Origin of the sequence: Pseudomonas fluorescens (genome assembly GCF_001648775.1) — a bacterium.
Taxonomy (GTDB): domain Bacteria; phylum Pseudomonadota; class Gammaproteobacteria; order Pseudomonadales; family Pseudomonadaceae; genus Aquipseudomonas; species Aquipseudomonas fluorescens_M.
Genome location: NZ_LVEJ01000008.1, coordinates 101,387 through 125,411, shown reverse-complemented (window position 1 = coordinate 125,411; position 24,025 = coordinate 101,387). Strand labels below are relative to the sequence as shown.

The 24,025-nt window shown below is 61.8% G+C and carries 22 protein-coding genes; 9 read left to right on the top strand and 13 right to left on the bottom strand.

All coding sequences use genetic code 11. The features are described from left to right. Positions 1-15 precede the first annotated feature (15 nt). The 5 genes from A8O26_RS09285 to A8O26_RS09265 form a co-directional block, all read right to left on the bottom strand. Positions 16-804 carry a fimbrial biogenesis chaperone gene (locus A8O26_RS09285; protein WP_064117739.1) on the bottom strand — a complete coding sequence of 263 codons (789 nt, stop codon included), beginning with the start codon at positions 802-804 and terminating at the stop codon, positions 16-18. Positions 805-838: 34 nt separating this feature from the next. After that, entirely contained in the window at positions 839-1,339 is a 501-nt protein-coding gene (locus tag A8O26_RS09280; RefSeq protein ID WP_064117738.1) for a Csu type fimbrial protein, read from the bottom strand. Between the two features lie 4 nt (positions 1,340-1,343). Then, positions 1,344-1,880, bottom strand: a complete 537-nt coding sequence (locus A8O26_RS09275) for a Csu type fimbrial protein (protein ID WP_064117737.1) — start codon at positions 1,878-1,880, stop codon at positions 1,344-1,346. Between the two features lie 20 nt (positions 1,881-1,900). Next, positions 1,901-2,434: a Csu type fimbrial protein gene (locus A8O26_RS09270; protein ID WP_064117736.1), complete on the bottom strand. Its 534-nt coding sequence runs from the start codon at positions 2,432-2,434 to the stop codon at positions 1,901-1,903. Between the two features lie 105 nt (positions 2,435-2,539). Beyond that, the gene (locus A8O26_RS09265; protein WP_064117735.1) at positions 2,540-3,043 is read right to left on the bottom strand and encodes a Csu type fimbrial protein; all 504 of its coding nucleotides are present in this window, start codon (positions 3,041-3,043) and stop codon (positions 2,540-2,542) included. A gap of 302 nt (positions 3,044-3,345) precedes the next feature. On the opposite strand from A8O26_RS09265, the gene zapE reads away from it, so the two are divergent. After that, complete coding sequence (gene zapE, locus A8O26_RS09260) at positions 3,346-4,458, top strand: cell division protein ZapE (RefSeq protein WP_064117734.1); 1,113 nt, start codon at positions 3,346-3,348, stop codon at positions 4,456-4,458. Between the two features lie 83 nt (positions 4,459-4,541). Continuing rightward, a complete protein-coding gene (locus A8O26_RS09255; protein ID WP_064117733.1) occupies positions 4,542-5,855 on the top strand; it encodes a leucine-rich repeat-containing protein kinase family protein in 1,314 nt (437 codons plus the stop codon). Between the two features lie 126 nt (positions 5,856-5,981). Here A8O26_RS09255 and A8O26_RS09250 read toward each other — a convergent pair whose 3' ends face one another. Beyond that, entirely contained in the window at positions 5,982-6,686 is a 705-nt protein-coding gene (locus A8O26_RS09250) for a YebC/PmpR family DNA-binding transcriptional regulator (RefSeq protein WP_064117732.1), read from the bottom strand. Between the two features lie 220 nt (positions 6,687-6,906). Here A8O26_RS09250 and A8O26_RS09245 point away from each other — a divergent pair, with 220 nt between their 5' ends. Next, positions 6,907-8,298, top strand: a complete 1,392-nt coding sequence (locus A8O26_RS09245) for a type VI secretion system Vgr family protein (protein WP_064117731.1) — start codon at positions 6,907-6,909, stop codon at positions 8,296-8,298. Positions 8,299-8,341: 43 nt separating this feature from the next. On the opposite strand, the gene A8O26_RS09240 is transcribed toward A8O26_RS09245, so the two are convergent. Together A8O26_RS09240 and A8O26_RS09235 are read right to left on the bottom strand one after the other, a co-directional pair. Further along, positions 8,342-9,733 (bottom strand): FAD-dependent oxidoreductase, encoded by a 1,392-nt coding sequence (locus tag A8O26_RS09240; protein ID WP_064117730.1) that lies wholly within the window; start codon positions 9,731-9,733, stop codon positions 8,342-8,344. A 72-nt stretch (positions 9,734-9,805) separates the two neighbouring features. After that, positions 9,806-11,131, bottom strand: coding sequence for an MFS transporter (locus A8O26_RS09235; RefSeq protein WP_064117729.1), 1,326 nt, complete (start codon positions 11,129-11,131; stop codon positions 9,806-9,808). A 281-nt stretch (positions 11,132-11,412) separates the two neighbouring features. On the opposite strand from A8O26_RS09235, the gene A8O26_RS09230 reads away from it, so the two are divergent. Then, complete coding sequence (locus A8O26_RS09230) at positions 11,413-12,285, top strand: LysR family transcriptional regulator (RefSeq protein ID WP_007917288.1); 873 nt, start codon at positions 11,413-11,415, stop codon at positions 12,283-12,285. Positions 12,286-12,381: 96 nt separating this feature from the next. Here the strand turns inward: A8O26_RS09230 and A8O26_RS09225 are convergent, their stop codons facing one another. Then, complete coding sequence (locus A8O26_RS09225; protein ID WP_064117728.1) at positions 12,382-13,242, bottom strand: LysR substrate-binding domain-containing protein; 861 nt, start codon at positions 13,240-13,242, stop codon at positions 12,382-12,384. 112 nt (positions 13,243-13,354) lie between these two features. On the opposite strand from A8O26_RS09225, the gene A8O26_RS09220 reads away from it, so the two are divergent. The 3 genes from A8O26_RS09220 (at position 13,355) to A8O26_RS09210 (ending at position 16,175) form a co-directional block, all read left to right on the top strand. Continuing rightward, entirely contained in the window at positions 13,355-14,464 is a 1,110-nt protein-coding gene (locus A8O26_RS09220; protein ID WP_064117727.1) for a 2-aminoethylphosphonate--pyruvate transaminase, read from the top strand. A 144-nt stretch (positions 14,465-14,608) separates the two neighbouring features. Next, a complete protein-coding gene (phnX, locus tag A8O26_RS09215) occupies positions 14,609-15,436 on the top strand; it encodes a phosphonoacetaldehyde hydrolase (protein ID WP_064117726.1) in 828 nt (275 codons plus the stop codon). A gap of 190 nt (positions 15,437-15,626) precedes the next feature. Then, entirely contained in the window at positions 15,627-16,175 is a 549-nt protein-coding gene (locus A8O26_RS09210; protein ID WP_064117725.1) for a cytochrome b, read from the top strand. Positions 16,176-16,178: 3 nt separating this feature from the next. Here the strand turns inward: A8O26_RS09210 and A8O26_RS09205 are convergent, their stop codons facing one another. Then, complete coding sequence (locus tag A8O26_RS09205; RefSeq protein WP_064117724.1) at positions 16,179-17,105, bottom strand: 1-aminocyclopropane-1-carboxylate deaminase/D-cysteine desulfhydrase; 927 nt, start codon at positions 17,103-17,105, stop codon at positions 16,179-16,181. A gap of 226 nt (positions 17,106-17,331) precedes the next feature. Beyond that, positions 17,332-19,371, bottom strand: coding sequence for an NADPH-dependent 2,4-dienoyl-CoA reductase (locus A8O26_RS09200; protein WP_064117723.1), 2,040 nt, complete (start codon positions 19,369-19,371; stop codon positions 17,332-17,334). Positions 19,372-19,578: 207 nt separating this feature from the next. Between A8O26_RS09200 and A8O26_RS09195 the strand changes: the two genes are divergently transcribed. Together A8O26_RS09195 and A8O26_RS09190 are read left to right on the top strand one after the other, a co-directional pair. Then, on the top strand, positions 19,579-20,709 hold the full coding sequence (locus A8O26_RS09195) for a carbon-nitrogen hydrolase family protein (protein ID WP_064117722.1): 1,131 nt from the start codon (positions 19,579-19,581) through the stop codon (positions 20,707-20,709). Positions 20,710-20,712: 3 nt separating this feature from the next. Continuing rightward, positions 20,713-21,753, top strand: coding sequence for an AraC family transcriptional regulator (locus A8O26_RS09190; protein WP_064117721.1), 1,041 nt, complete (start codon positions 20,713-20,715; stop codon positions 21,751-21,753). A gap of 386 nt (positions 21,754-22,139) precedes the next feature. Here the strand turns inward: A8O26_RS09190 and A8O26_RS09185 are convergent, their stop codons facing one another. Both A8O26_RS09185 and A8O26_RS09180 read right to left on the bottom strand, forming a co-directional pair. Next, the gene (locus tag A8O26_RS09185; RefSeq protein ID WP_064117720.1) at positions 22,140-22,988 is read right to left on the bottom strand and encodes a DUF2242 domain-containing protein; all 849 of its coding nucleotides are present in this window, start codon (positions 22,986-22,988) and stop codon (positions 22,140-22,142) included. Positions 22,989-23,080: 92 nt separating this feature from the next. Beyond that, positions 23,081-23,980: a LysR family transcriptional regulator gene (locus A8O26_RS09180; protein ID WP_064117719.1), complete on the bottom strand. Its 900-nt coding sequence runs from the start codon at positions 23,978-23,980 to the stop codon at positions 23,081-23,083. Positions 23,981-24,025: the final 45 nt, after the last annotated feature.

Here is a 24,025-nt window from a genome sequence, read left to right as displayed (position 1 = left end):
CACATCGCGGTCCGGCTAGCGTGCCGGGGTAATGCTCTGCACCTGCTGCGCGCCATTGACCCGCACCTGTAACGCTGACTCACCCGCCAATGGCCCCGGCGCCGGCCAGCGCATCACCGCGCCGGGCAGCACATAGCCGAGCAGGCCTTCAGCCAGAGGTTTGCTCTGCCCGCCCTGTTTGAGCGCCACATCCGTGAGCCGCGCATGCACGGCGCCCTGGTTGCGCACCTCAACATAGGGCCGGCCGTCCACCGCCACCGTGCGCCAGCTCAATTGCGGCAGGCCGATGCCTTTGGGGTCGCGCGGGCGGCTGCTGTCTTCCTTGCTCCACAGCCCGGCGCCGTAAGCAAACAACGGCACCGAATAGCGCATCTGGAAGCGAATGGCCGCCGCGGTCTTGCCGCCCTCGGCAGTGCTGGGTTGAGCGGAAGGGATTTCATCGATGATGATCCGGTAGGCCAGTTCCTGCCCCGGCGGCACCTCTTTGGTTCGGGTCAGGCGCACCAGTTGCTTCTGCCCCGGCTCGATTTTCGCCACCGGCGGGCTGCCGATCACTTCGCGCTGGTTCTGGTACTGCTCCTCGAAACCAATCTGGCTCCAGCCGAACACGCGGATTTGCAGATTGGCCGTCTCGTTGCCACGGTTCTCCAGCCACAGGGCGCTGGCCTGCTGATCGGCTTCCAGCACCGGATCGATCGGCCAGATCAATACCGAACTGGCCGCCTGCACCTGACTCATCCCCAGCAAAAGCAACGCCGCTACCGCGCAAACCTCGAGCGAACGCCGTGACGTGTTACACCGCATAGACCTGCTCCTTGTCGGCAATCCTGACTTCGCCTCACCACGACAGTTGCACCTGCAACACGTCGCTGTACGTCCCCCCAGGCTGATTGCCCGGCAATTGCACCTGACCGTAAATCGGCAGGCTGATGTTGTTCGCATCGCTGTAGGCCACCGCCACACTCTGGCCGATGCCCAGACTCTGGCTGTACGCCGCGTCGCGAAACAGCGCATACGCCACTCGCGCGCTGCCGCTGTTGAGCTGCATGTGCCGGCCGCTGCTGTTGTATTGGCCGCCGTCGACGCTCATGTTCAGCGTCACCCCCGGCGTGCATTGCAACTGCACCCCGCCGGTCAGCGCGACTTGCACGGTGCCGGTGGCCAGCGCCGAACGCGAACCGAAATTCAGCCCGCCATAGTTCGACACCCCGCCCACCACCAGACACCCCGCCGTCACAGTGGCACTGACCTGAAAGCTCTGACTGGTTGCCGCGGTGAGCGGCAGCGGCGCACTGCCCGCACAGAGCAGGAGCAGCGCGATAGCGCCCTGGCGGCACATGGCATCAGAACGTCAGTTCGACGGCGACCGTGTCGGTGTACGTCCCGGCCGGCAAACCGGCCTTGCCCACGGCCTGACCGTAGATGTTCACCGTCTGCGCCACGCCGGTACTGGCGGCGAGGTTGATCGTGCCGTCAATCGCCAACAGCTGCGAATGCCCGGCATCGATGTACAGGTCGTACGGCACGTAATTGGCGACGCCGTCGTAAAGTGCCCGCGTCCCGCCCGGAGACATGCCGTCATGCGCACCGGCGCGCACCTTCACCGTCGGCGTGGTGCCGCTGGAGCAGAGAATCGACAGCGCCCCGCCGCCACCGCCCAACACTTGCCCGGTCGCCGTGGTGAACAGGCTGTTGGCGGTGCCGAAGTTCAACGCACCGAAGTTCAACCCGGTAGAACCGCCGGCACCGTTGACCTGGCAACTGCTGATCAGGATCAGGCTGGAAGTGATCTGGCCGGTGACCGTGGTGGCGGCGTTGGCACTGGAAACCAGCGCCAGGCCGAGCATCGACATACCTATTGTTGTAGCAATCCTACGCATGGTGTCCGTCCTCTACGGGGTTACCAGTCGAGCGTCACCGTCAGCGTGTCGGTATAGACACCTGCCGGAACCGCGCGGGTATTCGCCACCACCGAGCCAAACACCGGAATCGGTATCTGCGCACCGCTGGTGACAGCGAAATTGTGTTGCTGGCCGATGCTGTAGCTCCGGGCGCCGGAGGGATCGACGAACAGCTGATAGGGGATGGTCTGGCGGCCATTGCTCAAGCGCCGGGTATTGCCGTCACCGTGGGTGCCGCCGTCGATGGTGACGGTGAACCCGGTGACCGAAGGGTTGCAGGCAACGTTGAGCTTGCCGCTGCTGTCGCCATCAAGGCTTGCCTTGATCGGCGCATTCCACGTCGGCCCCTGAAGGCCGAAATCGAGGGTGCCAAGGTTACTGACCGGGCTGGCGGGATCCGTGGTGTTGGTCACTTCGCAGCCGGCGATCAGAATCAGCCGTGCATGAATCTGCCCGCTGACCGCCGCTTGTGCGTCGTCAGCGAGTAACGCCAGCGTCCCGGCTGCCATGACCATCCAGTATTTGCCTGTCATTGCGCCTGTCCCGACTCCTTCAGGTTGACCTGCCACCGCGCTCATCATTGAGCGCCCTTCCCTGCGCAAACCCGATCCCTTGGCTTGCCCTCTTGAACCGCACGCTCACCAGGTGACCGTCACCTTGACCAGGTCCGAATAGCGGCTGACTCGCGGTACTTCAGCCAGCCGTTCGATCCGCGCGTACAACGGCAACTCCACCGTGCCGCTGTCCGGTACCCTACCGCTGACGGGCTCATTGACCACCAGCGGTATCCGCCGCGCCGCGTCCTGAAACAGCCGGTACGGAATCGGCTTGCCGCCTGCCGCCCCGGCCATGTAGCGAACCTCACCGACCCCACCGTGCAAACCACCGTCGACGCGCAATTGATACGGCGTGTCCGGGTTGCATTCCAGCCGCGGCAGGCGCTGGTTGGTCAGTGCCGCCGACAGCGGCCCGGCAGGATCATCGAGCCGCGCGGTGCTGCCAAAGTCGAGCACACCCAGTTGCTCGATACCGGCCTCGCGTTGCTGGCCGACCAACTGGCAACCGCGCTGCACATCAACGCGGACTTCGACTTGCAGATCCGCCGCGTCAACCGTTGCAGCCAGCACGCCCAGCAAGCCCATGACCCCACGTAGATTCACCGCGCTCTTCCTTGTCAGCGATCGCTCGCGCTGTCGTTACTGTGTTTCAGGTTAGCAACGGTCGACGATTCCGCCAGTCGATTGGATCCATGTATCGGCCGCGATATGTTTCGAAAGGTTGGCAACACGCCGAATGATGTCGCGGGGAAATGCTGTACAGCCCACACAATATTGTTCAATAACCGCCCACTTTCGCTCAGCCCGGTGGATCAGCGATTCGGCATTTGATTAGACTATGCCGCCGCGCGCTGACGCCGGCTCGACGAACACGGAGTCATCCCGGAGTGCCCGCCCGACCGTCCACACGATCGCGCTTGACCCACCGCTGGCCGGCGTTACGCCGCTGGTTCGGCAGCGGCTTGCCGACGCATTCGGGGTCAGAGGCCAGCGCCCAGTCGATCCGCGATTACTTCCGCCTCAAGGCGCACGGCCAGGGTTACACCCTCAGCCACAGTCAGCAGCGCGTGATCGACTGCATGGCGCAGCAAGCCAGCCTGTTGTTCGGCGCGCCGGCACAAACACCGCCAAGCCTGTACCTGTATGGCGCGGTCGGGCGCGGCAAGAGCTGGTTGCTCGACGGTTTCTTTCAGGCGTTGCCGATCACGCAAAAACGGCGCCTGCACTTTCATCAATTCTTCGCGCAACTGCATCAGGGCATGTTCAGCCATCGCGAGCAGGACGACGCTCTCGCCGTGACCCTGAATGAGTTGCTGGAGGACTGTCGGGTCCTGTGTTTCGACGAGTTTCATGTGCATGACATCGGCGATGCGATGCTCATCACGCGATTGTTCAAGGCCTTGTTCGAGCGCGGGATTCTGCTCTTGGTGACGTCCAACTACGCGCCCGAAGGTCTGCTGCCGAACCCGCTCTATCACGCCCGTTTCAAGCCGGTGATCGAGTTGATCAACGCGCGTATGCACATCATGGAAGTCGGCGGCCCGCATGATTACCGCAGCCAGGCGCGCCACTCTGCGCATCAACTGTTCACGCAAGGGCATTACGTATGGCCGGCAACGCCGGCTCAGCGGCAAACCTTCAACCTGCCGCCACAGGATGCGCCGGCGCTGTCGTTAACCGTGGGCACCCGGCCGTTACGCGCACGGTTGTGCGAGGGTCGTCGCGTCGGTTTCAGCTTCAATGATTTGTGCGAACAATCGACGGCGGTGATGGATTATCTGGAACTGTGCCGACGTTTCGATCACTGGATCATCGACGATCTGCCGCTGTTGGCGGAATGCTCGATCGCTGCGCAACAACGCTTTATCAATTTGATCGACGTGCTCTACGATCAGGACAAACACCTGACCCTGCTCGGCAAACTGCCGCTGCACGAAAGCCTGGCCGGCAACGTCATCGATCTGGCGCGCACACGCAGCCGACTCGGTCAGTTGCAGTAATTCCCGGCGCCTACACGCGCATCGGCATCTGCCGTTATCATGTCGCCCATTCCCAGCGACCCTCATTATTGCGAACCCCCAACATGCATACCCTTGCTCAATTGCGCGCCGGCGAGTTGTCGGGCGCCACGCGACTGGATTTGTCCTGCGGACTGACCGAGTTTCCCCCGGAGATTTTCGAGCTGGCCGATACGCTCGAGATCCTCAACCTCAGCGGCAATGCCTTGAGCCACCTGCCGGATGATCTGCATCGGCTGACGCGTCTGCGTGTACTGTTTTGCTCGGACAACCGCTTCACCGCACTGCCAGCCTGCCTCGGCCAGTGCGCCGCGCTGAGCATGGTCGGCTTCAAGGCCAACGCCATCGTCGATGTGCCCGCTGCCGCCCTGCCACCGCTGCTGCGCTGGCTGATCCTGACCGACAACCGCATCGAGACCCTGCCGACAGAACTGGGCGAGCGCCCTTACCTGCAAAAACTCATGCTGGCCGGTAATCGCCTGCACACGCTGCCGTCCTCGCTGAGCAATTGCCAGCGTCTGGAACTGATCCGCATCGCCGCCAACCAACTGAGCGAATTGCCGCAGTGGTTGCTGACACTGCCGAGCCTGACCTGGCTGGCCTACGCCGGCAATCCGCTGGAGACCGAGGCCCCTGCCACGGCGCTTGAAGCGACACCGCTGATCAATTGGTCGGCATTGCGTCTGCAACAGCCATTGGGCGAAGGCGCCTCCGGCGTGATTTCCCGGGCGCTCTGGCAGCGCCCCGACGGATCGCAGCTACCGGTGGCGGTGAAACTCTACAAAGGCGAGATGACCAGCGACGGCTCGCCCCTGCATGAAATGAACGCCTGCATCACCGCGGGCCTGCACCCGAACCTGATTCGCGTTGAAGGTCGTATCAGCGCTCATCCCGACGCCCAGCAAGGGCTGGTGATGCAGCTCATCGACCCAAGCTTTGCCAACCTGGCCGGATTGCCGAGCCTGGCGTCCTGCTCGCGCGATGTGTATGGCGAGGACCGCCGGTTTACCGCCGAAGTGGCGCTGCGCATTGCCCAAGGCATTGCGTCGGCGGCTGAACACCTGCACCGACAGGGCATCACCCACGGTGATCTGTACGGGCACAACATTCTGTTGAACGACCTTGGTGAGTGCTTGTTGGGGGATTTCGGTGCGGCGTCGTTTCATGCCACCCGCGACACCCTGGAAACCCGCGCGTTGCAACGTATCGAGGTGCGAGCGTTCGGGATTTTGCTGGGGGAATTACTGGCGCGTATCGACTCGGGGTTGAGCGAGGAGCGACGTGGGGTGCTGGAGGATCTCGAGCGACGTTGCTGCCAGGCCGATGTGCTGGCGCGGCCGGGGTTCAGTGAAGTGATTGAGGTACTGGAAAAGCTCTGACCGCTGCGCGGTCAATCGCCAGCAGGCTGGCTCCCACAGTGTCCGAGTCGTTCACAAAATATGCGAACACCGCCGAACCTGCGGGAGCCAGCCTGCTGGCGATGAGGCCATCACAGACGCCGTCGATCAGCCCGCCAGGCCAACAAACATGTCCTGCACGTCATCGTGGTTGTCGAGACCTTCGAGGAACGCTTCAACCTCAGCCATCTGCTCATCGCTCAAACCGCTGACCGGGTTTTTCGGTTGGTAGCCAAGCTTGGCCGACAGCACGGTGAAGCCTTGTTCCGGCAGGGCTTTCTGTACCGCGTCGAGGTCACTCGGATCGGTCAGGAACAGGGTCGCGCCGTCTTCACCGGCTTCGAAATCCTGCGCACCGGCTTCGATCGCGGCCATTTCCGGATCGGCGTCCGGGGTGTCCGGCGAGGCTTCGATCATGCCGACGTGGTTGAAGTCCCAGGCAACCGAACCGGAAGCGCCGAGTTGGCCCTTGCGGAATGCCACGCGGATTTCCGCTACGGTGCGGTTGATGTTGTCGGTCACGCACTCGACGATCAATGGCACCTGGTGCGGGGCGAAACCTTCGTAGGTCACGCGATGGTACTGCACGGTCTCACCCAGCAGGCCGGCGCCTTTCTTGATCGCGCGGTCCAGGGTTTCCTTTGGCATCGAGGCTTTCTTGGCCTGTTCAACCACCAGACGCAGGTGTGCGTTGGTGGTGGTATCGGCACCGTTGCGGGCAGCGATGGTGATTTCTTTCACCAGTTTGCCGAAGATTTTGCCCTTGGCGTTGGCTGCCGCTTCTTTGTGTTTAACCTTCCACTGTGCGCCCATTACTCACTCTCTTGATCTGTGGCGCCGAGACATCTATTGGCCGACGCGTGCCGCCAAGTTTATACGGCCTAAAGTCGGCAATCGACCAAAAAAATCCAATGTGGAATCGACATCTTCACCAGAGCTTGTAGGGCAATTCTGAAAAACCCCTTTGACATGACCATTCGGCGCTGCGGTTTCGTACCCTCTGAACCCCGTATTCCCGACAGAGCCTGTGCGAATGCTCAATGACAAGGAAAGTCCTTTTACCCTGACCCTCACCGACAGCGGATTATGCCTACCGGTATTGCGCTTCAGTGGCGAGGAAGCACTCAACCAGCCTTACCGTTTCGATATCGAATTGATCGGTCTGGCCCCGGCGATGCCACCCAGAACGTTTTTGCATCAACAGGTGTTTCTGCGCCTGAACGATCATCACGGGGTGCACGGCCTGATCCACAGCGCCAGCTGCGAACATCGCGGCACGCACCGGATCGGTTATCGACTGATCGTGGTGCCGCACCTGCACAGACTGGCAGAGCCCGACAAACGTCGAGTCTTTGTGCAAATGAGCGTGCCGCAGATTCTCCAGCAATTGCTCGAAGACCATGCGCTGCCGAGCGACGCCTACCGGATCGAGATGACAGTGGGGCATTACCCGCTGCGGCCATTTTGCATTCAGTACGAGGAAAGCGATCTGGCCCTGCTGCATCGTCTGTGCGAAGAAGAAGGCATTCACTACCATTTCGAACACCGCCCGGACGGCCATGTCGTGGTCTTTGCCGACGACAGCCTGAGCCTGCCGCAAACACCGGTGCTGGTGCCGTTCGAGGCCGATGGGCAGACCACGTCGCCGTGTGTCAGCACGCTGTATCAACATCACCACAGCGCCCCGATCGTCGGCCTGCCGGCGGTCCGCAACCGCAGCCAGCCCGTGGCGATGGAGGCGGCCGCCAATCAGACCGCTGCCCATCCGCCGTCATCAACGCCTTCACTGGCCCAACGTCATGCCGAGCAGCGCAGTCGCCGTCATCTGGAGCGCCAACGCTGTCAGCACCGCTCGATCCATGGTCGCAGCGACTGCATGGGTTTGCTCAGCGGCCATTTGCTGCAGGTGCTGGAGCATCCGCTCAGTCATTTCAACGAGCAATGGCTGATCACCGAATTGCGGCATAACGGTCAACATCCGTCGATACTTGACCCGACCCCGACGGTGCACCGTTACGCCAACGACTTCACCGCGCAACCGTGGTCGACCGACTATCGCCCGCCGCTCCGGCAACCGCGTCCGAGCATCGCCGGCTACCATGTGGCGCGCGTACAGGGCGCACCGGGGCAAGTGCCGCGACTCGATGAGCAAGGTCGCGTCGCCGTCACGCTATGGCCCGCCGTGGCTGAGCCACCCGACGACAGCGCCACGCTGTGGCTGCCGATCGCCATGAGCCGAATCGACGGCCGCCTCAGTGCCGACGATTTGCCCTGTGCCGGCAGTGAAGTGTGGGTCAGTTTTCTCGACAGCGATCCTGACCGGCCTATCCTCTGCCTCGGCTATTCAAGCAAACCCGCCGCTCGTGAACCGCCGTGCACGCACGACGACAGCTTGCTGCTCGACTGGTTGCTCAACGCGCCATGAGTTTTGGTTTCGGGGCTTCGGGGCCTCAGGGCTTCGCGCGGGATCAGCCTTTGTCGGCCTTGCCCGCCGCCGCGGCGAATTTCGCCAGGCGCACGTCCAGATGCCGTGGCCGGCGGCCGTGATCTTCGGCGCGCTCCTTGCGGCGGATGGCGTTGCGCACCATCAAGGAACCGAGGTAGCGGATCGGCTCTGGCGGAAAGTAACCCAACGGCCCGTTGACCAACGGTGAGCGGGTCCACGGGTTATCGAGGCCTTGCACCAGCGCGGCAAGAATCTGCCCGCCCATGTGGCACGGGCCGACGCCGCTGCCGGAGTAACCGAAGCCGTAAAACACATTGCCGCTGTTGCTCATCTGGCCGAAGAACGGCAGGCCGGTGACCGAGCGATCCGACGGGCCGTTCCAGGTCGCGTCGACTTTGACGTCGGCGAACGCCGGGAAAAAATCCGCAAGGCTGCGCTGCAGTAACCCGGCATACGGCGATGGCTGATCGAACACCGGCAGCATTCGCCCGCCATAAGCAAAGGTGTTGCCACCCTTGCCGAGCATGATCCGGCCGTCCGGCGTGTTGTGGTAGTAGTGCACGAAAATCCGCGAATCGAGCACCGTGACACCACTGGTCAAACCGATTTCCTGCAACAGTTCCGGACGCGGTTCGGTGATCAGCATGTCGCTGGAAACGATCGCCACGCTGCGCTCGAACTGCGGGAATGCGCGGGCCATCCACGCGTTCATCGCCAGCACCACACGGTCGGCGACGACGTTACCGTTCGCAGTCTGGAGGCGTGCCGGACGGCCCTCCTCCAGTCCGGTCATCGCGGTGTTTTCATGAATTTTCACGCCGAGCTGCAACGCCACCCGGCGCAATCCGCGCACCAGTTTGCCCGGTTGCACACTGGCCGCCGCTGGCGAGAACCAGCCTTCCAGATGCTTGGCGGAACCGGCCATGCGCTGCACATCGGCCAGCGGGCGTTGCGTGAATGAATTGATGCCGTTGCGTTCCAGTGCTGCGATCACCGCGTCGGTCGATCCGACTTGCGCGCGGTTGGTCGCGGTGTACAGCGTGCCGTCGAGGCGGTAATCGGCATCGATGCCAAACTGCTCGCAGAACTCGCCGATGGCATGGATGCTGCGCTCGGATTCCTTGACCAGACGTACCGCTTCCTCGACGCCGAACAGACGCTCAAGGGTGAAATACTTCGCTGACCACGACAGCGCACAACCACCGTTGCGCCCGCTGGCACCCGCGCCGCAGATGTCCGCCTCGATCAGCAACACATCGAGTTCGGGGTTTTGTTGCTTGAGCATGATCGCCGTCCACAACCCGGTGTATCCGCCGCCAACGATGCACACGTCAGTGCGCACTTCGCCCTGCAACGGCGGGCAGGTTTCAGACGTGTCGGCCAGCAAGGCCTGCTCCAGCCAAAACGGTCTCATGGGGTTTCTCCAGTCAGTTAGCCACGCCACAGCCTGCCGCGAGCGCCGCAGCAGGCCGCGAGGCACAGGGTTTCAGGAACGCAGCGGTTTGATCGTCAAACGGCAATTGGGAATAGCGGCACGCGGCTCCATCACGCCGACCGGGCGGCTGTTCCAGTGCGGAATCAGCACCAGCGCCGAGAACAGCGCGCAGCCGGCAAACACGATGAACACCGTCACCGAGTCGAAGTAACCCGGCAGCAAGCCGCCGAGCACCGCGCCGACCGAGCCGCAACCGTTGACGAATCCGGCAGCGGTGGCACCGGCCTTGGCTTTGCCGAAATCGATGGCGGCGGCGCCGCTGATCATCGAATCCGGGCCGTACAGGGTCAGGCCCATGACGAACAACAAGGCGACCACCAACAAGACGCTGCCGGTGTGCAGCGCGCCCATGAACAGCGCGAGGGTCACGGTCAGCGCCAGCAAACTGATCACGCAGGCCGGCATGCGTCGGGCGCCGAACAGCTTGTCCGAGGCTATGCCGATCATGATCGGCCCGAGCAAGCCGGCCAGTTCGAACGACGTCGGAATGATCGCCGCTCCGACCTTACCGACGCTGGGCATCTGCTCAAAGACAATCACCGGACCCCACAACAGAATCGCGTAACGCGCCGGTTTCAACAGGAAATACGCGAGGCCCAGTACCAGCACCGTGCGGTTGCGCAGAATTTCCTTTAATGGTTCCCAAACGCTGAGTTTGCTGTTGGCTTCGGTTTCCTCGGCGCTGAGTTCCGGCTCCGGCTCCACCGCCGGCAGGCCAACGTCTTCCGGTTTGTTGCGCTGGAAGATAAAGAACACCACCGCTACCACGGCGACCACCGCCGCACTGGAAATAAACGCCGCGTGCCAACTGCCGATCAGCGTGTACGCCCACCAGCCAGCGAACGGCGAAGCGACCAAACCACCAAACGCATAGCAGGAACTCCATAAGCCGAGCACCCGCCCGCGCTGCTGCGCCGGGAAGAAACTGCCGAGGTTTTTACATAACCCGGACCACCCGGTGGACTGCGCCAGACCTTGTATCAGCATGCAGGTGGCGAAGATCGGCAGCGTGGCAAAACTGCCCATCACCAGCGCGGCGGCGGCGGAAATCAGCAAACCACCGAGCACCACGACCCGTGGACCAAAGCGGTCGGCGAGCATGCCCCAGGTGAATTGGCCGATGGCGTAGGCCGCCAGATAAATCGCATCGAGGTTGGCCATGGCCATCTTGTCGAGCATGAAGGTCGGGTCTTCGGCGATGCCCAGTTTGGCCACCGAAAAAGCTTTGCGAGTGAAGTAGAAAGCGGCGTACGCGAGCCAGGTGACAGCGAAGATCTGCACGCGCCAACGCGCAATGGTGCCGATGTGCTTGTTCATGGTGGTTCTGACCTCAGGGTGTGAGTGTGCCGGCAGAATCGTTAAGAAAAACGCCTGTGTTTTTATTGTTGAGCACTGCGCTAGCACCCCGTCCCTGTGGCGCTAGCGGTCAGATGAGTCCTGTTGTTGCACGCACAGGCTCATGGCCACCGTGCTGCCCGAGCGGACAGTCAGCGATGGCGTGAGCGGATCAAAGCAATTACTGTTTAATAAATAAAATCGATTTATCGTATTTCACACATAAGCTCAGCTTGTTACTGACTTCGCGATCAGGTGACTTCATGTCGGTGTCCCACGCCCAACTCAAAGCCTTCCACGCCGTGGCCGTGCATGGAAGCTTCACCAAAGCCGCCGAGCGCCTGTTTCTGACGCAACCGGCGATTTCCGACCAGGTGCGCAAATTGGAGGAACGCTTTGGCGTGTTGCTGTTTCACCGCAATAAACGCTCCGTGCGCCTGACCGATCTGGGTGAACGTCTATTGGCGATTACCCAGCGGCTGTTTGTGATTGAAGCCGAAGCGCAAGAGTTGTTGCAGGAATCTCAGGCGTTGCAAACCGGTAGCCTGATTCTGGCAGTGGATGCGCCGGTGCATGTGCTGCCGCAGATCGCGCGGTTCTGTGAGCGGTATCCGGGCATCAGCGTGAAGATCGAGACCGGCAACACCGATGAATCGCTGTTTCGCCTGTTCAACTATCAGGCCGATCTGGCGTTGCTCGGGCGTGACGTCAGTGATGAGCGTTTGCTGTGTGTGCCGCTGCGCAATGATCCGATGGTGGCGTTCGTGTCGCGCAATCATCCGTGGGCCGAGCGTGAATCGATCTGCCTGGCGGATCTCGATGACACCCCGTTGGTGCTGCGTGAACACGGATCGGTGACGCGGCAGACACTGGAAGAGGAAATGGCCCGCGCCGGGTTTCGCATTCGTCCGGCGATTCAGGTCGAGGGCCGGGAAGCGGCGCGTGAGGCGGTGGTGGTGGGGATTGGCGTCGGCGTGGTGTCGGCGGCGGAATTTGGCGCGGATTCACGGGTGTGCGCGCTGCCGATCATCGATTGCACGCGACGGTTGACGGAGACGCTGGTGTGTTTGCGTGAACAAAGCAATCGGCGGGTGGTGGCGACCTTCCTCGATATGGTTCGCGACAGCCTTGTGTGAACCGTGATGGCCCCTTCGCGAGCAAGCTCGCTCCCACATTTGGAATGCATATCCCTGTGGGAGCGAGCCTGCTCGCGAAGGGGGCGACTCGGTGTATCAGGCTGGCGCAAGACCGAAGAACGCTTGGATCAAGCGCAACTCCCGCCGCCGCTCCATGCAGCCGATCATGTGCCGATTGAGCAATCCCTCGCCGACAATCGGAATCGCCGCCACGCGCGGGTCATGGCTGACCTCGACCGAGGACACCACGCCAACCCCCAACTCGGCCGCAACGGCCTCGGTCACCGCTTCACGGCTATCGAGTTCCAGCAACACCCGCGGCTGGATCGATGCCTGCACGCAGGCCTGATCAAAGGTGCGCCGAGTGATCGAACTCGGCTCGCGCAGGACCATGATCACTTGATTCAATTCCTTGAGTTTCACTTCACCGCCACGCAGTGCCCACGGATGCCCCGCCGGCACCAACGCGCAAATCCGCGACTCGCTCAAGGCTTGCAGATGCAGGCCCTTGCGCGGCTCGACTTCGGTCAACACCGCCACATCCGCGTGTTCCGATAACAACGCCGCGAGGGTTTCCTGGGCATTGCCCAGCCGCAGATTCACGGTGATCCCCGGGTAGCGCGCGCGCAGGCTGGCCAGCATTGGCATGACCATGTGCGGCCCGTCTGCCGCCACTTCGAGCCGCCCGGTCAGCAACTGGCGGTTGGCTTCGAGCAGGGTCTGCGCCTCTTCCGCCAGCCCGAACATCGCCCGGGTGATCGCTGCGAGTTTGGTGCCCTCCTCGGTCAATTCCACTCGTCGCGCGGTGCGCCGCAACAAGGTGATCTGGTAATGCTCCTCCAGCGCCTTGATGTGCCCGGTGACCGCCGGCTGGCTGATGAACAACCGCGCAGCAGCACGGGTGAAGCTGCCTTCGCGGGCCACGGCGTCGAACGCGCGCAACTGGAACAGGTTCATGAATAACCCTCACTGATGGCTGGCATAACAACAAACAATTTGATTGATGCAACGGCGAATTGCAACGTATGCCCCGTAGCTTCATCCCACAGCGCTATCCGAGGACACACGAATGAGTATCGCCGAACCCATCCTGCTCACTCCCGGCCCGTTGACCACTTCGGCCCGCACCCGCCAGGCGATGATGGTCGACTGGGGGTCATGGGATGACCGCTTCAATCAACTGACCGCCAGCCTCTGCGAACAATTGCTGGCGATCCTCAACGGTGCCACCACTCACCACTGCGTGCCGTTGCAGGGCAGCGGCACCTTCGCCGTCGAAGCGGCCATCGGCACTTTGGTGCCGCGTGACGGCAAAGTGCTGGTGCTGATCAACGGCGCGTATGGCAAGCGCCTGGCGAAAATCTGCGAAGTGCTCGGCCGTTCCTTCAGCACTTTCGAAACGGCTGAAGATGAACCGACCACCGCCGCCGACGTCGACCGTCTGCTGCGCGCCGACGGCACCATCAGCCACGTTGCGCTGATCCATTGCGAAACCAGCACCGGCATTCTTAATCCGTTGCCGGAGATTGCTCAGGTGGTTGAGCAACACGGCAAACGCCTGATTATCGATGCCATGAGTTCCTTCGGCGCTCTGCCGGTGGACGCACAACAAGTGCCGTTCGACGCACTGATCGCCGCGTCCGGCAAGTGCCTGGAAGGTGTACCGGGGATGGGCTTTGTCTTCGCTCGCAAAGACTCGCTGGCCGCAGCTGCCGGCAACTCGCATTCGTTGGCGATGGATTTGTTTGATCAGCACAGCTACATGAAAAAAACCGGGCAATGGCGCTTCACCCCGCCGACCCACGTGGTCGCGGCGCTGCACGAAGCGCTGCTGCAATACAACGAAGAAGGTGGCCTGCCGGCACGGCATGCGCGTTACGCCGCCAACTGTCAGGCGCTGATGGAAGAGATGGGCAAACTCGGTTTGCGCAGCTTTCTGCCGGCGGCGATTCAGGCACCGATCATCGCCACGTTCCATGCGCCGCAAGATCCGCGTTACCAGTTCAAGGATTTCTACGAACGCGTGAAGGCCAAGGGTTACATCCTTTATCCCGGCAAATTGACCCAGGTCGAGACCTTCCGCGTGGGCTGCATCGGTCACGTCAGCCCGGGCGAAATGCGCCAGGCCGTCGCGGCGATCGGCGAAGTGCTGCGCGAGATGGAAGTCCTCGATATCTAAGCCCCGCCACCAATCCCCTGTGGGAGCGAGCCTGCTCGCGAAAGCGGTCGAACATTCAACATCGATGTCGACTGACACGACGCCTTCGCGAGCAGGCTCGCTCCCACATTTGAATTGCATTGCCAACATAGGATTTTGATCAACATGAACTACGCAAATCCAAGCAAGCTGCAAGCCGCCATCCTCGACTGGGCCGGCACCGTGGTCGATTTCGGCTCGTTCGCGCCGACGCAGATCTTCGTCGAAGCCTTCGCCGAGTTCGACGTGCAGGTTTCCATCGAAGAAGCGCGCGGCCCGATGGGCATGGGCAAGTGGGATCACATCCGCACCCTCTGCGATCAGCCGCAGGTGGCCGAGCGTTATCGCAAGGCGTTCGGCCGCACGCCGACCGATGACGACGTGACCGCGATCTACAACCGCTTCATGCCATTGCAGATCGAGAAGATCGCCGAGCACTCGGCGCTGATTCCCGGCGCACTGGAAACCATCGCCAACCTGCGTCAGCAAGGGATCAAGATCGGTTCCTGCTCGGGCTATCCGAAGCAGGTGATGGACAAAGTCGTCGCACTGGCCGCCACCAACGGCTACGTCGCCGATCACGTGGTCGCCACCGATGAAGTGCCGAATGGCCGTCCGTGGCCGGCTCAAGCCTTGGCCAATGTGATTGCGCTGGGCATCGACGACGTCGGCGCCTGCGTGAAGATCGACGACACCGTGCCGGGCATTCTCGAAGGCCGTCGCGCCGGTATGTGGACGGTCGCGCTGATCTGCTCGGGCAATGCGCTGGGGCTGGATTACGCCGGTTTCCGCGCCTTGGGCAGTGATGAACTGGCCAGCGAACGCAAGCGTATTCACGCGCTGTTCGAGAGCTCGCGCCCGCACTACATGATCGACACCATCAGCGATTTGCCGGAAGTGATTGCCGACATCAACAAGCGTCTGGCCAACGGTGAGATGCCGCAGTCGAGCTGATTCTGCTGCTCGTTGCCAACAAAAACGCCAGTGTCTTCGTGACACTGGCGTTTTTTTATTGGCAAAGCCCTGATGCAGAGCATTGAAAGTCCGATCAGCCTCAGGCAAATCCGCCAAAGCGGATTACAGTTAAAGCATGCCGTCGCACAAGAACGGCAGGTTTTGACCCTGACCTGTGAGGAAACACCGTATGCCGTGGACAAGTTCCGAATCACGTTACAGCACCGTGTCGGTCCTGCTGCACTGGCTGATGCTGGTGTTGTTGGTGCTGGTGTACGCCAGCATGGAATTACGCGGCCTGTTCCCCAAAGGCAGCGGCGGCCGCACGCTGATCCGCGAAGTGCATTACATGCTCGGCCTGACGGTGTTTGTGCTGGTGTGGTTTCGCCTGCTGGCGCGCAGCCTCGGCCCGGCACCGAAGATCTTCCCCGCCTCGCCGCAATGGCAAACCGCGCTGGCGCGGCTGATGCACTGGGCGTTGTACCTGTTCATGATCAGCATGCCGATTCTGGGCTGGCTGATTACCAGCGCCGAGGGGCATCAGGTGATGTTCTATGGTTTCGACCTGCCGCTATTGGTCGCGGAAAACAAGGATTTCGCCAAGCAGGTCGAGCACTGGCACGTGCTGATCGGCACGATCGGTTACTGGCTGATCGGCCTGCATGCGCTGGCGGGGATCTATCACCACTATGTGGTGGGCGATAACACGCTGTTGCGGATGATGCCCAAGCGCGGTTGACCGTCAGGGGCTGGCGATAAAACCGCGCCGGCCCTGCAAACCACCGGTGTGAATGAAGATCAGCCGCGTGCCGGTGGTGAACCTGCCCGCCTCGACCTGCTGTTTGAGCGCCAGCAACGCCTTGCCGGTGTACAGCGGCTCCAGAGGAATGCCGCTGGTCTGCCCGGTTTGTTTGATGAACGCAAGCAACGCCGGATCAACCCTGGCAAAACCGCCACGGCTGGCGTCGAGCAGTTCATAGCCGGCAGTGGCCAGTCCGGCTGACTGCATAATCGACTCGACCTGCGGCGCCACGCCGTGATCTTCAGGGACAGCCAGCGCACCATAGACCGGGTGCGCACCCGCCTCGGCGAGTACCAGTCCGGCGAGTGTCGTCCCGGTCCCGCAAGCCAGCCACCAAGCGTGATAGTCGCTCCAGCCCAGGGTGTGCAATTGCGCCTGCGCCTGTTCCTTGATGGCCGCGCAACCGAGCGCCCCCATTAAACCGCCGCCGCCCTCGGGTACTGCATGCAGTTGCGGATACTGCTCATGCCAAGGCGCCCAGAATCCCGGCTCATTGCGCGCGCGATAGCCACCGTAACCCAACCAATGCAGTTGCATGCCGAACGCTTGCAGGTCGCACACCGTGGGCGTTTCCTGCGCATGCCCGCGCAACAGCCCGACGGTTTTGAAGCCCAGCCGTTTGCCTGCCGCCGCCAACGCGTGCAAGTGATTGGAATGAGCACCACCGAGGCTGATGATGCCTTCGGCTCCCGCACGGTCGGCGGCTTTCAGGTGTTCGACGAGTTTGAACCATTTGTTGCCGCTGATCAGCGCGTCGATCTGGTCGAGGCGCAGGATGGCGACCTCAATGCCGGCGGCTGCGAGCCAGTCCAGATGAAGGTGTTCGAGGGGGGCTTGGGGTAGCCAATCGGAGGGAGGCAAAAGCATGGGCGGCGATTCGATCTGGACAGAGCCAGCATTCTAGTCGCTCACAAGCCGCCATCGCGAGCAGGCTCACTCCTACATTGGTTTGGTGGTGCTCACCGAATCTGTGAACAACACAGCCCTTGTGGGAGCGAGCTTGCTCGCGAAAGCGGAGTGACAGCCAATACATATGTCGACTGACACCCCGCCTTCGCGAGCAAGCTCGCTCCCACAAGTTAAGAGGCGGAGCTTAAAGTTCAGCGGCGAGGCGCGAGCCCTGGTTGATCGCACGCTTGGCATCCAGCTCCGCCGCAACATCGGCGCCACCGATCAGGTGCACGTTCTGCCCCGCTTCAACCAGACCATCATGCAGTTCACGCAACGGATCCTGCCCCGCGCAAATCACAATGTTGTCCACCGCCAGCACTTGCGGCTCGCCGGTTTCGCCGATGCGGATATGCAGGCCTTGGTCATCGATGCCCAGGTATTCAACGCTGTTGAGCATCTGCACCTGCTTGTTCTTCAGACCGGTACGGTGAATCCAGCCAGTGGTTTTGCCCAGGCCATCGCCGACCTTGGTTTTCTTGCGCTGCAACAGGAACACTTCGCGGGCCGGCGCGTGTGGCGCGGCTTTGATTCCGGCTACACCCCCACGGGCTTCCAGTTGCGTGTCGATGCCCCACTCTTTCCAGAACGCGGCACGATCCTGACTGGTGGCCACGCCTTCGTGAACGAGGAACTCCGAAACGTCAAAACCGATACCGCCAGCGCCAATCACCGCCACGCGTTTGCCAACCGGTTTGCGCTCAAGAATCACATCCAGATAGCTCAGCACCTTGGCGTTGTCGACGCCCGGAATCGCCGGCACACGCGGGGCAATGCCGGTGGCGAGGATGATTTCGTCGTAGCCGCCCTCAAGCAGTTTCGCCACATCGACACGGGTGTTCAGGCACACCTCAACGTTGGTGGTTTGCAGTTTGCGCTTGAAGTAACGCAGGGTTTCGAAGAACTCTTCCTTGCCCGGCACACGCTTGGCGATGTTGAACTGACCGCCGATTTCGCTGGCCGAATCGAACAACGTCACCTGATGGCCACGTTCGGCAGCCACGGTCGCAGCCGACAGCCCGGCAGGGCCAGCGCCAACCACGGCGATTTTCTTGATCTGCTGCACCGGCAGGTAATTCAGTTCGGTCTCGTGGCAGGCACGCGGGTTGACCAGGCAACTGGTCAGTTTGCCGCCGAAGGTGTGGTCGAGGCACGCCTGGTTGCAACCGATGCAGGTGTTGATTTCGTCGGCGCGGCCTTCGGCAGCCTTGTTGACGAAGTCCGGATCGGCAAGGAACGGCCGCGCCATCGAGACCATGTCGGCATCGCCTTCAGCGAGAATCTGCTCGGCGATTTCCGGGGTATTGATGCGGTTGGTGGTGATTAGCGGGATGCTCACCGAACCGCGCAGCTTGGCCGTGACCTTGCTGAATGCGGCACGCGGCACTTTGGTGGCGATGGTCGGAATCCGCGCTTCGTGCCAGCCGATGCCGGTGTTGATGATGGTCGCGCCAGCCTGTTCAATGGCTTTGGCCAGGGTGACGATCTCGTCCCAGCTGCTGCCGCCCTCGACCAGATCAAGCATCGACAAACGGAAAATGATGATGAAGTTCGGGCCCACTGCTTCGCGTACACGGCGAACAATTTCCACCGGCAGACGCATGCGATTTTCGTAGCTGCCACCCCAGCGGTCGGTGCGGTGGTTGGTGTGCGCGGCGAGGAACTGGTTAATGAAATAACCTTCCGAGCCCATGATCTCGACGCCGTCATACTCGGCGGTCTGCGCCAGCACCGAGCAAGTGACGAAATCGCTGATCTGCTTTTCGATGCCTTCCTCGTCCAGCTCTTTCGGTTTGAACGGGTTGATCGGCGCCTGAATCGCGCTCGGTGCCACCTGTTTCGGGCTGTAGGCATAACGCCCGGCGTGAAGGATCTGCATGCAGATTTTGCCGCCCGCGTCGTGCACCGCACGGGTGACGATGCGGTGCTTTAGCGCTTCGTCTTCGGTGGTCAGCTTGGCCGCGCCGGAGTACACCCCGCCCTCGTCGTTCGGACCAATGCCGCCGGTGACCATCAGGCCAACGCCGCCACGCGCACGTTCGGCGAAGTACGCCGCCATGCGTTCGAAGCCACCCGGTTTTTCTTCAAGGCCGGTGTGCATCGAGCCCATCAGGGTGCGGTTGCGCAGCGTGGTGAATCCCAGGTCCAGCGGGGCCAACAGGTGCGGGTAATGAGCGGCGGTCATCGGTAACTCCACAACGAGCGATCACGGAAAAGTGCGGGAGCTCTGCGTCCCCCGTCAGTCATGTGGCACAGACTAAGAGTCGCACCGTTGTCACTCAATGACCGTAACTGACAACTTATTGATCCAAATGCGCAGCGCCCCTTGGCAACCAACGCCATGGGCCCTACCCTAGTCGCCACACCCAGTACCCGGTTGTTGTTGGTTTTCATGCGCAAACTTTTGTACCTGTTCTTTTCCATGGCCCTCGTCGCCGTCCTGACCACCTACGCCATGTGGGCGGCGGACCGGCCGGCGGGGCATTACCTGTCGGACCTGCGCATCAAACTCGCCGTCGATGAGGGCACGCCGGCCGACCGTGGCAACCTGCTCGGCATCCAGCCCGAGCTGTTTCCCACCGACTATCAGAGCTCCGAGCGTTTGCACCGCAAACTCGCGGCCTATTTGCAGCAAGCTCAGGATCAGGGCCTGTTGAACGACAAAACCGTCGTGGTGCTGCCGGAGAACGTCGGCACCTGGCTGATGCTCAGCGGCGAGAAAGACGAGCTGTATCAGGCGCCGACGCTGCCCGAGGCGATGAACTGGCTGGCGGCAAGCAATCCGCTGCTGTTCGCCCGCGCCTGGCTCAGTGCCAACGGCAACGATCGCCTCAACGATGCCCACCTGCGAATGAAATCCAAAGCCATGGCCAAGGATTACCAGGCGCTGTTCGGCGGCTTGGCCAAGGAGTTTCACGTGACGCTGGTGGCCGGTTCGATCGTATTGCCGGAGCCCAGCATTCGCGACGGCCAACTCAAACCCGGCAGCGGCGCGCTGTTCAACAGCAGTGTGGTGTTCGGCCGTGACGGCGTGCCGCTCGGTCAGCCGCAACGGCAGATGCACCCGGTCTTCGATCAGCGGGACGTCATCGAAGGTGACGCCGAACACATCATCAACGCAGTCGACACCCCGGCCGGACGCCTCGGTGTGTTGATTGGCAGCGACAGCTGGTACCCGGACAACTACCGCAAACTCGACGAGCAAGGCGTGCAACTGGTCGCCGTGCCCGCACAAGTCTTTGGCCACGGCGCGTGGAACCAACCGTGGCGCGGCTACAAGGGTTCGAGCACGCCGGGCTCGGTCAGTCTCAAGCCCGGTGAAGTCAGCGAAGGCCAGGCCTGGCATCGCCTGACCCTGACCGCACAACCGCCAAGCAGCCGGGCGATTGCCGGCATGAGCGTGTTTCTGCGTGGGCAATTCTGGGACCTGTCGGGTTCCGGCCAGAGCTTTCTCAGCAGCAACGGTCAGCAATTCGCCGACGGCGATGCCCGTGGCGCACGCTTGCTGAACATCTGGTTGTAAGTCATGAAGCCGCTGCCGATGCGTCTGGGCGATCTGTCGGTGGGCTTCGTGCACAGCCTCGCCGATGCGGTGCTCAGCCATGACGTCGATCCGCAACCACTGCTGGAACAATACGGGCTGGATGCCGCGCGCCTGGCCGAGGCCGGGGCGCGCTTATCGATTCCGCGCTACATGCGCCTGGGCCACGCTGCGATCCAGTTGACCGGCGATCCGGCATTGGGCCTGCGCATGGGCCAGCTCAGTCGCTTGAGCCAGGCCGGATTGGCCGGGGTCACCGCCGCCCAGGCACCGACCGTGCGCGAAGCCGCCCGCTGCCTGATTCGCTTCGAACCGCTGTACGGCTCCAACTATCGCGGCCAGTCGAGTTTTCATGAAGACGTCAATGGTGCCTGGTTGCGGTTCTATTCGATCAGCCCGTACAACGCCTACAACCGTTTTGTGGTGGATTCGATCATCGCCGGCTGGCTGCATCAGTTGTCCAGCGTCAGCCGCGAATCGTTGCGCGCTGAGCGCATCGAGATCGAATTCGATGCACCGGATTACCGCGACGCCTATAGCGTATTGGGTGATTGCCCGCTGCAGTTCGGCGCCGAACGCAATCAACTGCGCCTGAACCTGAGCAGTCTCGCGCAACGTAATCCAGAGCATTGCCCAAGCACCTGGCGGCACCTGCTGCAATTGTGTGAGCGGGAACTGGAACAACTGACGCGCACCCGTAGCCTGCGCGAACGCATCACTCAGCTGTTGGGGCCGTTGCTCAATGGTGGCCGGGAACCCGACCTGGAAGAAGTGGCGGCCCGCTTGAAGCTGCCGACCTGGACATTGCGGCGCAAACTCGCCGAGGAAGGCACGCAGTTTCGCGCGATCCTCAATGACACTCGCCGAGACCTGGCGATGACTTACATCCGCGACACCGAACTGGCGTTCGGCGAAATCGCTTACCTGCTGGGTTTCGCTTCAGCCGAAGCCTTCCAACGTGCCTTCAAACGCTGGAGCGGTCAGACGCCCGGCGAATTCCGCCGCAGCCATCGTCAATCCGCCTGACGCTTACAGCTCGGTCGCGTCTTCCGCAGGCTCCGGTTGATCCAGTTCAAAGGCCTGGTACTCGAGCAGTTCTTCTTGATACTCGTCCATCGTGTAATCCCCCTACTGCTCTCTTGAATGGGCCTGAGCAAATGCCCAGTGCCTCGAGCGTAACGCGCCCGTGTGAAGGAAAAGTGAAACCCGGCCTTCATGAATAAAACGTAGCAGGCGGTCAGGAATTTATCGCGGGATTTTTGTCAGGGGAATGTAACGAGATTTTAAGTGCATCAGAAACCACTGTGGGAGCGAGCCTGCTCGCGAAGAGGCCGTATCATTCGATAAAGATATTGAATGACACACCGCTTTCGCGAGCAGGCTCGCTCCCACAGAGGTAGAGGTGAGGCTGTTTATTGGCCGGACGCTGGCATCGCCGGAATCGGCTCGGATGGCGGCGGGATGTCCGGGTTGGCCGGTGGCGTGATGGTTTCGGTGGCCGGTGCAGGCTCGGCGCTCGGTGCCGGGGTGATCGGCGCGGCTTCTGCAGGTGGCGCAACCGGCTCAGACGTCACTGGCGCGGTTTCAGCAGGCGCAGGCGCCGGTTCTGCGGCAGGTGCTGGTGTCGCAGCAGGCTCAGCGGCCGGCGTCGGCGCCAGTGCTGCCGGAGCCGCCTTGGCCTCAGGCACACCGAGGTCAGCCTTGGGCTTCTCTTCGATGTGCGCCGCTTTCTTCGCATCCGCCGGCAAGAACTGCTCGACCAGCGTAAAGAAACGCTCGTAGAACTTTTGTGCCGTCACCGTCTCGCTGGCGACCTTGACCATCGAATCGTCCGAGGAGCCGATCGGCATCGACACCGAGCCCAGCACACCCACGCCAAGGCTGGCGGAGTTGTTGGTCTTCTTCAGTGCATAACGATCCTGCAAGGCGTTGGCGAACATCGTCGCATGGTGCCCGGCAGTGCCGTCATCGGCGCAGACCACGTTGAAGCTGATCTCCATGTGGGTATCGCCGGTTTGCTGGAAGCTCTTGTGGCCGCTGACCAGTTTCGGGTCACTGCTGGTGATGATGTAGCCCTGACTGAGCAACGCACGACGGGCCGCTTCGCAGCTGACCGAATCGGTCACCGGGTAATTGCGCGAAAACGTACCGGAGTCATCGAAGTTCTCATGCTCATACATCGGCTTGTCTTTCGAACAGCCGGCAACAGCGGTCAACAACAGCGCCAACCCGACAACACGCATGGGAGTGGAAATCAACATTGAACATCCTGAGAGAAAACAGTCCGGGGCGTATTGTGCAACAGATCGTGACCCCGCTGCGCGTGGATTAGTGTCTTAAAGCAGTTACAACTCTATCGACCCTGCGTTGCGGGGAAAAGTCGCAACGCCAAATGATCGATGAACACGCGCAACTTGGCCGTCGCATGACGGCTCGATGGCCATAGGACCCAGAACTGCCCGGTGTGTTCAAGATAACTGTCCAGCACCCGACGCAATCGGCCTTGCGCGACGTCCTCACGGGTCATGAAATCGGGCAGACAGGCAATGCCCATCCCGGCAAGTGCAGCGAAGTTAACCGCCTCAATCGAGGTGCTGACCAACCGCGCCGGCAATGCTGGCTCCGGGCTCCCCTCGTCGCGACGCAAAGGCCACGCTTCCAGCTTGCCGGTGGCATGAAAGGTGTGGCGCAGGCAAGCGTGACCGGCCAGCTCGGCAGGCGTTTGCGGCACACCGCGCTGCTCGAGATACCCGGGACTGGCGACCAGCACCATGTGAAACTCGCCCAACGGTCGCGCCATCAGCCGCGAATCCCGCGGCTGGCCGGTACGGATCACCGCATCGAAACCTTCTTCCACCACATCGACCATGCGGTCGGTCAAATCCAGATCCAGTTCGATCTGCGGGTACGCCGCCATGAACTCGGCCATGACCGGCATCACCAGGCCATGCACCTGTGGCAGGCTGATGCGCAACTTGCCATGGGGTTTCGCCGCGGCATCACACAATTCGAACTCCGCCGCCTCGACTTCGGCGAGGATCTTGCGACAGCGCTCCAGAAACAACGCACCTTCACTGGTCAGCGTGACGCTGCGGGTGGTGCGTTGAAACAGCCGGACACCCAGTCGCGCCTCCAGCCGGGCAATACTTTTGCCCACCGCCGACGATGACACCCCTTGCAGCCGGCCAGCCTCAGTGAAACTGCGCGTCTCGGCGACCTGAACAAACACCGAAATACTGCCAAGGCTATCCATACCACTCTCCCATTGCTGACATCCGTGTCCGATATGTTCGGAACC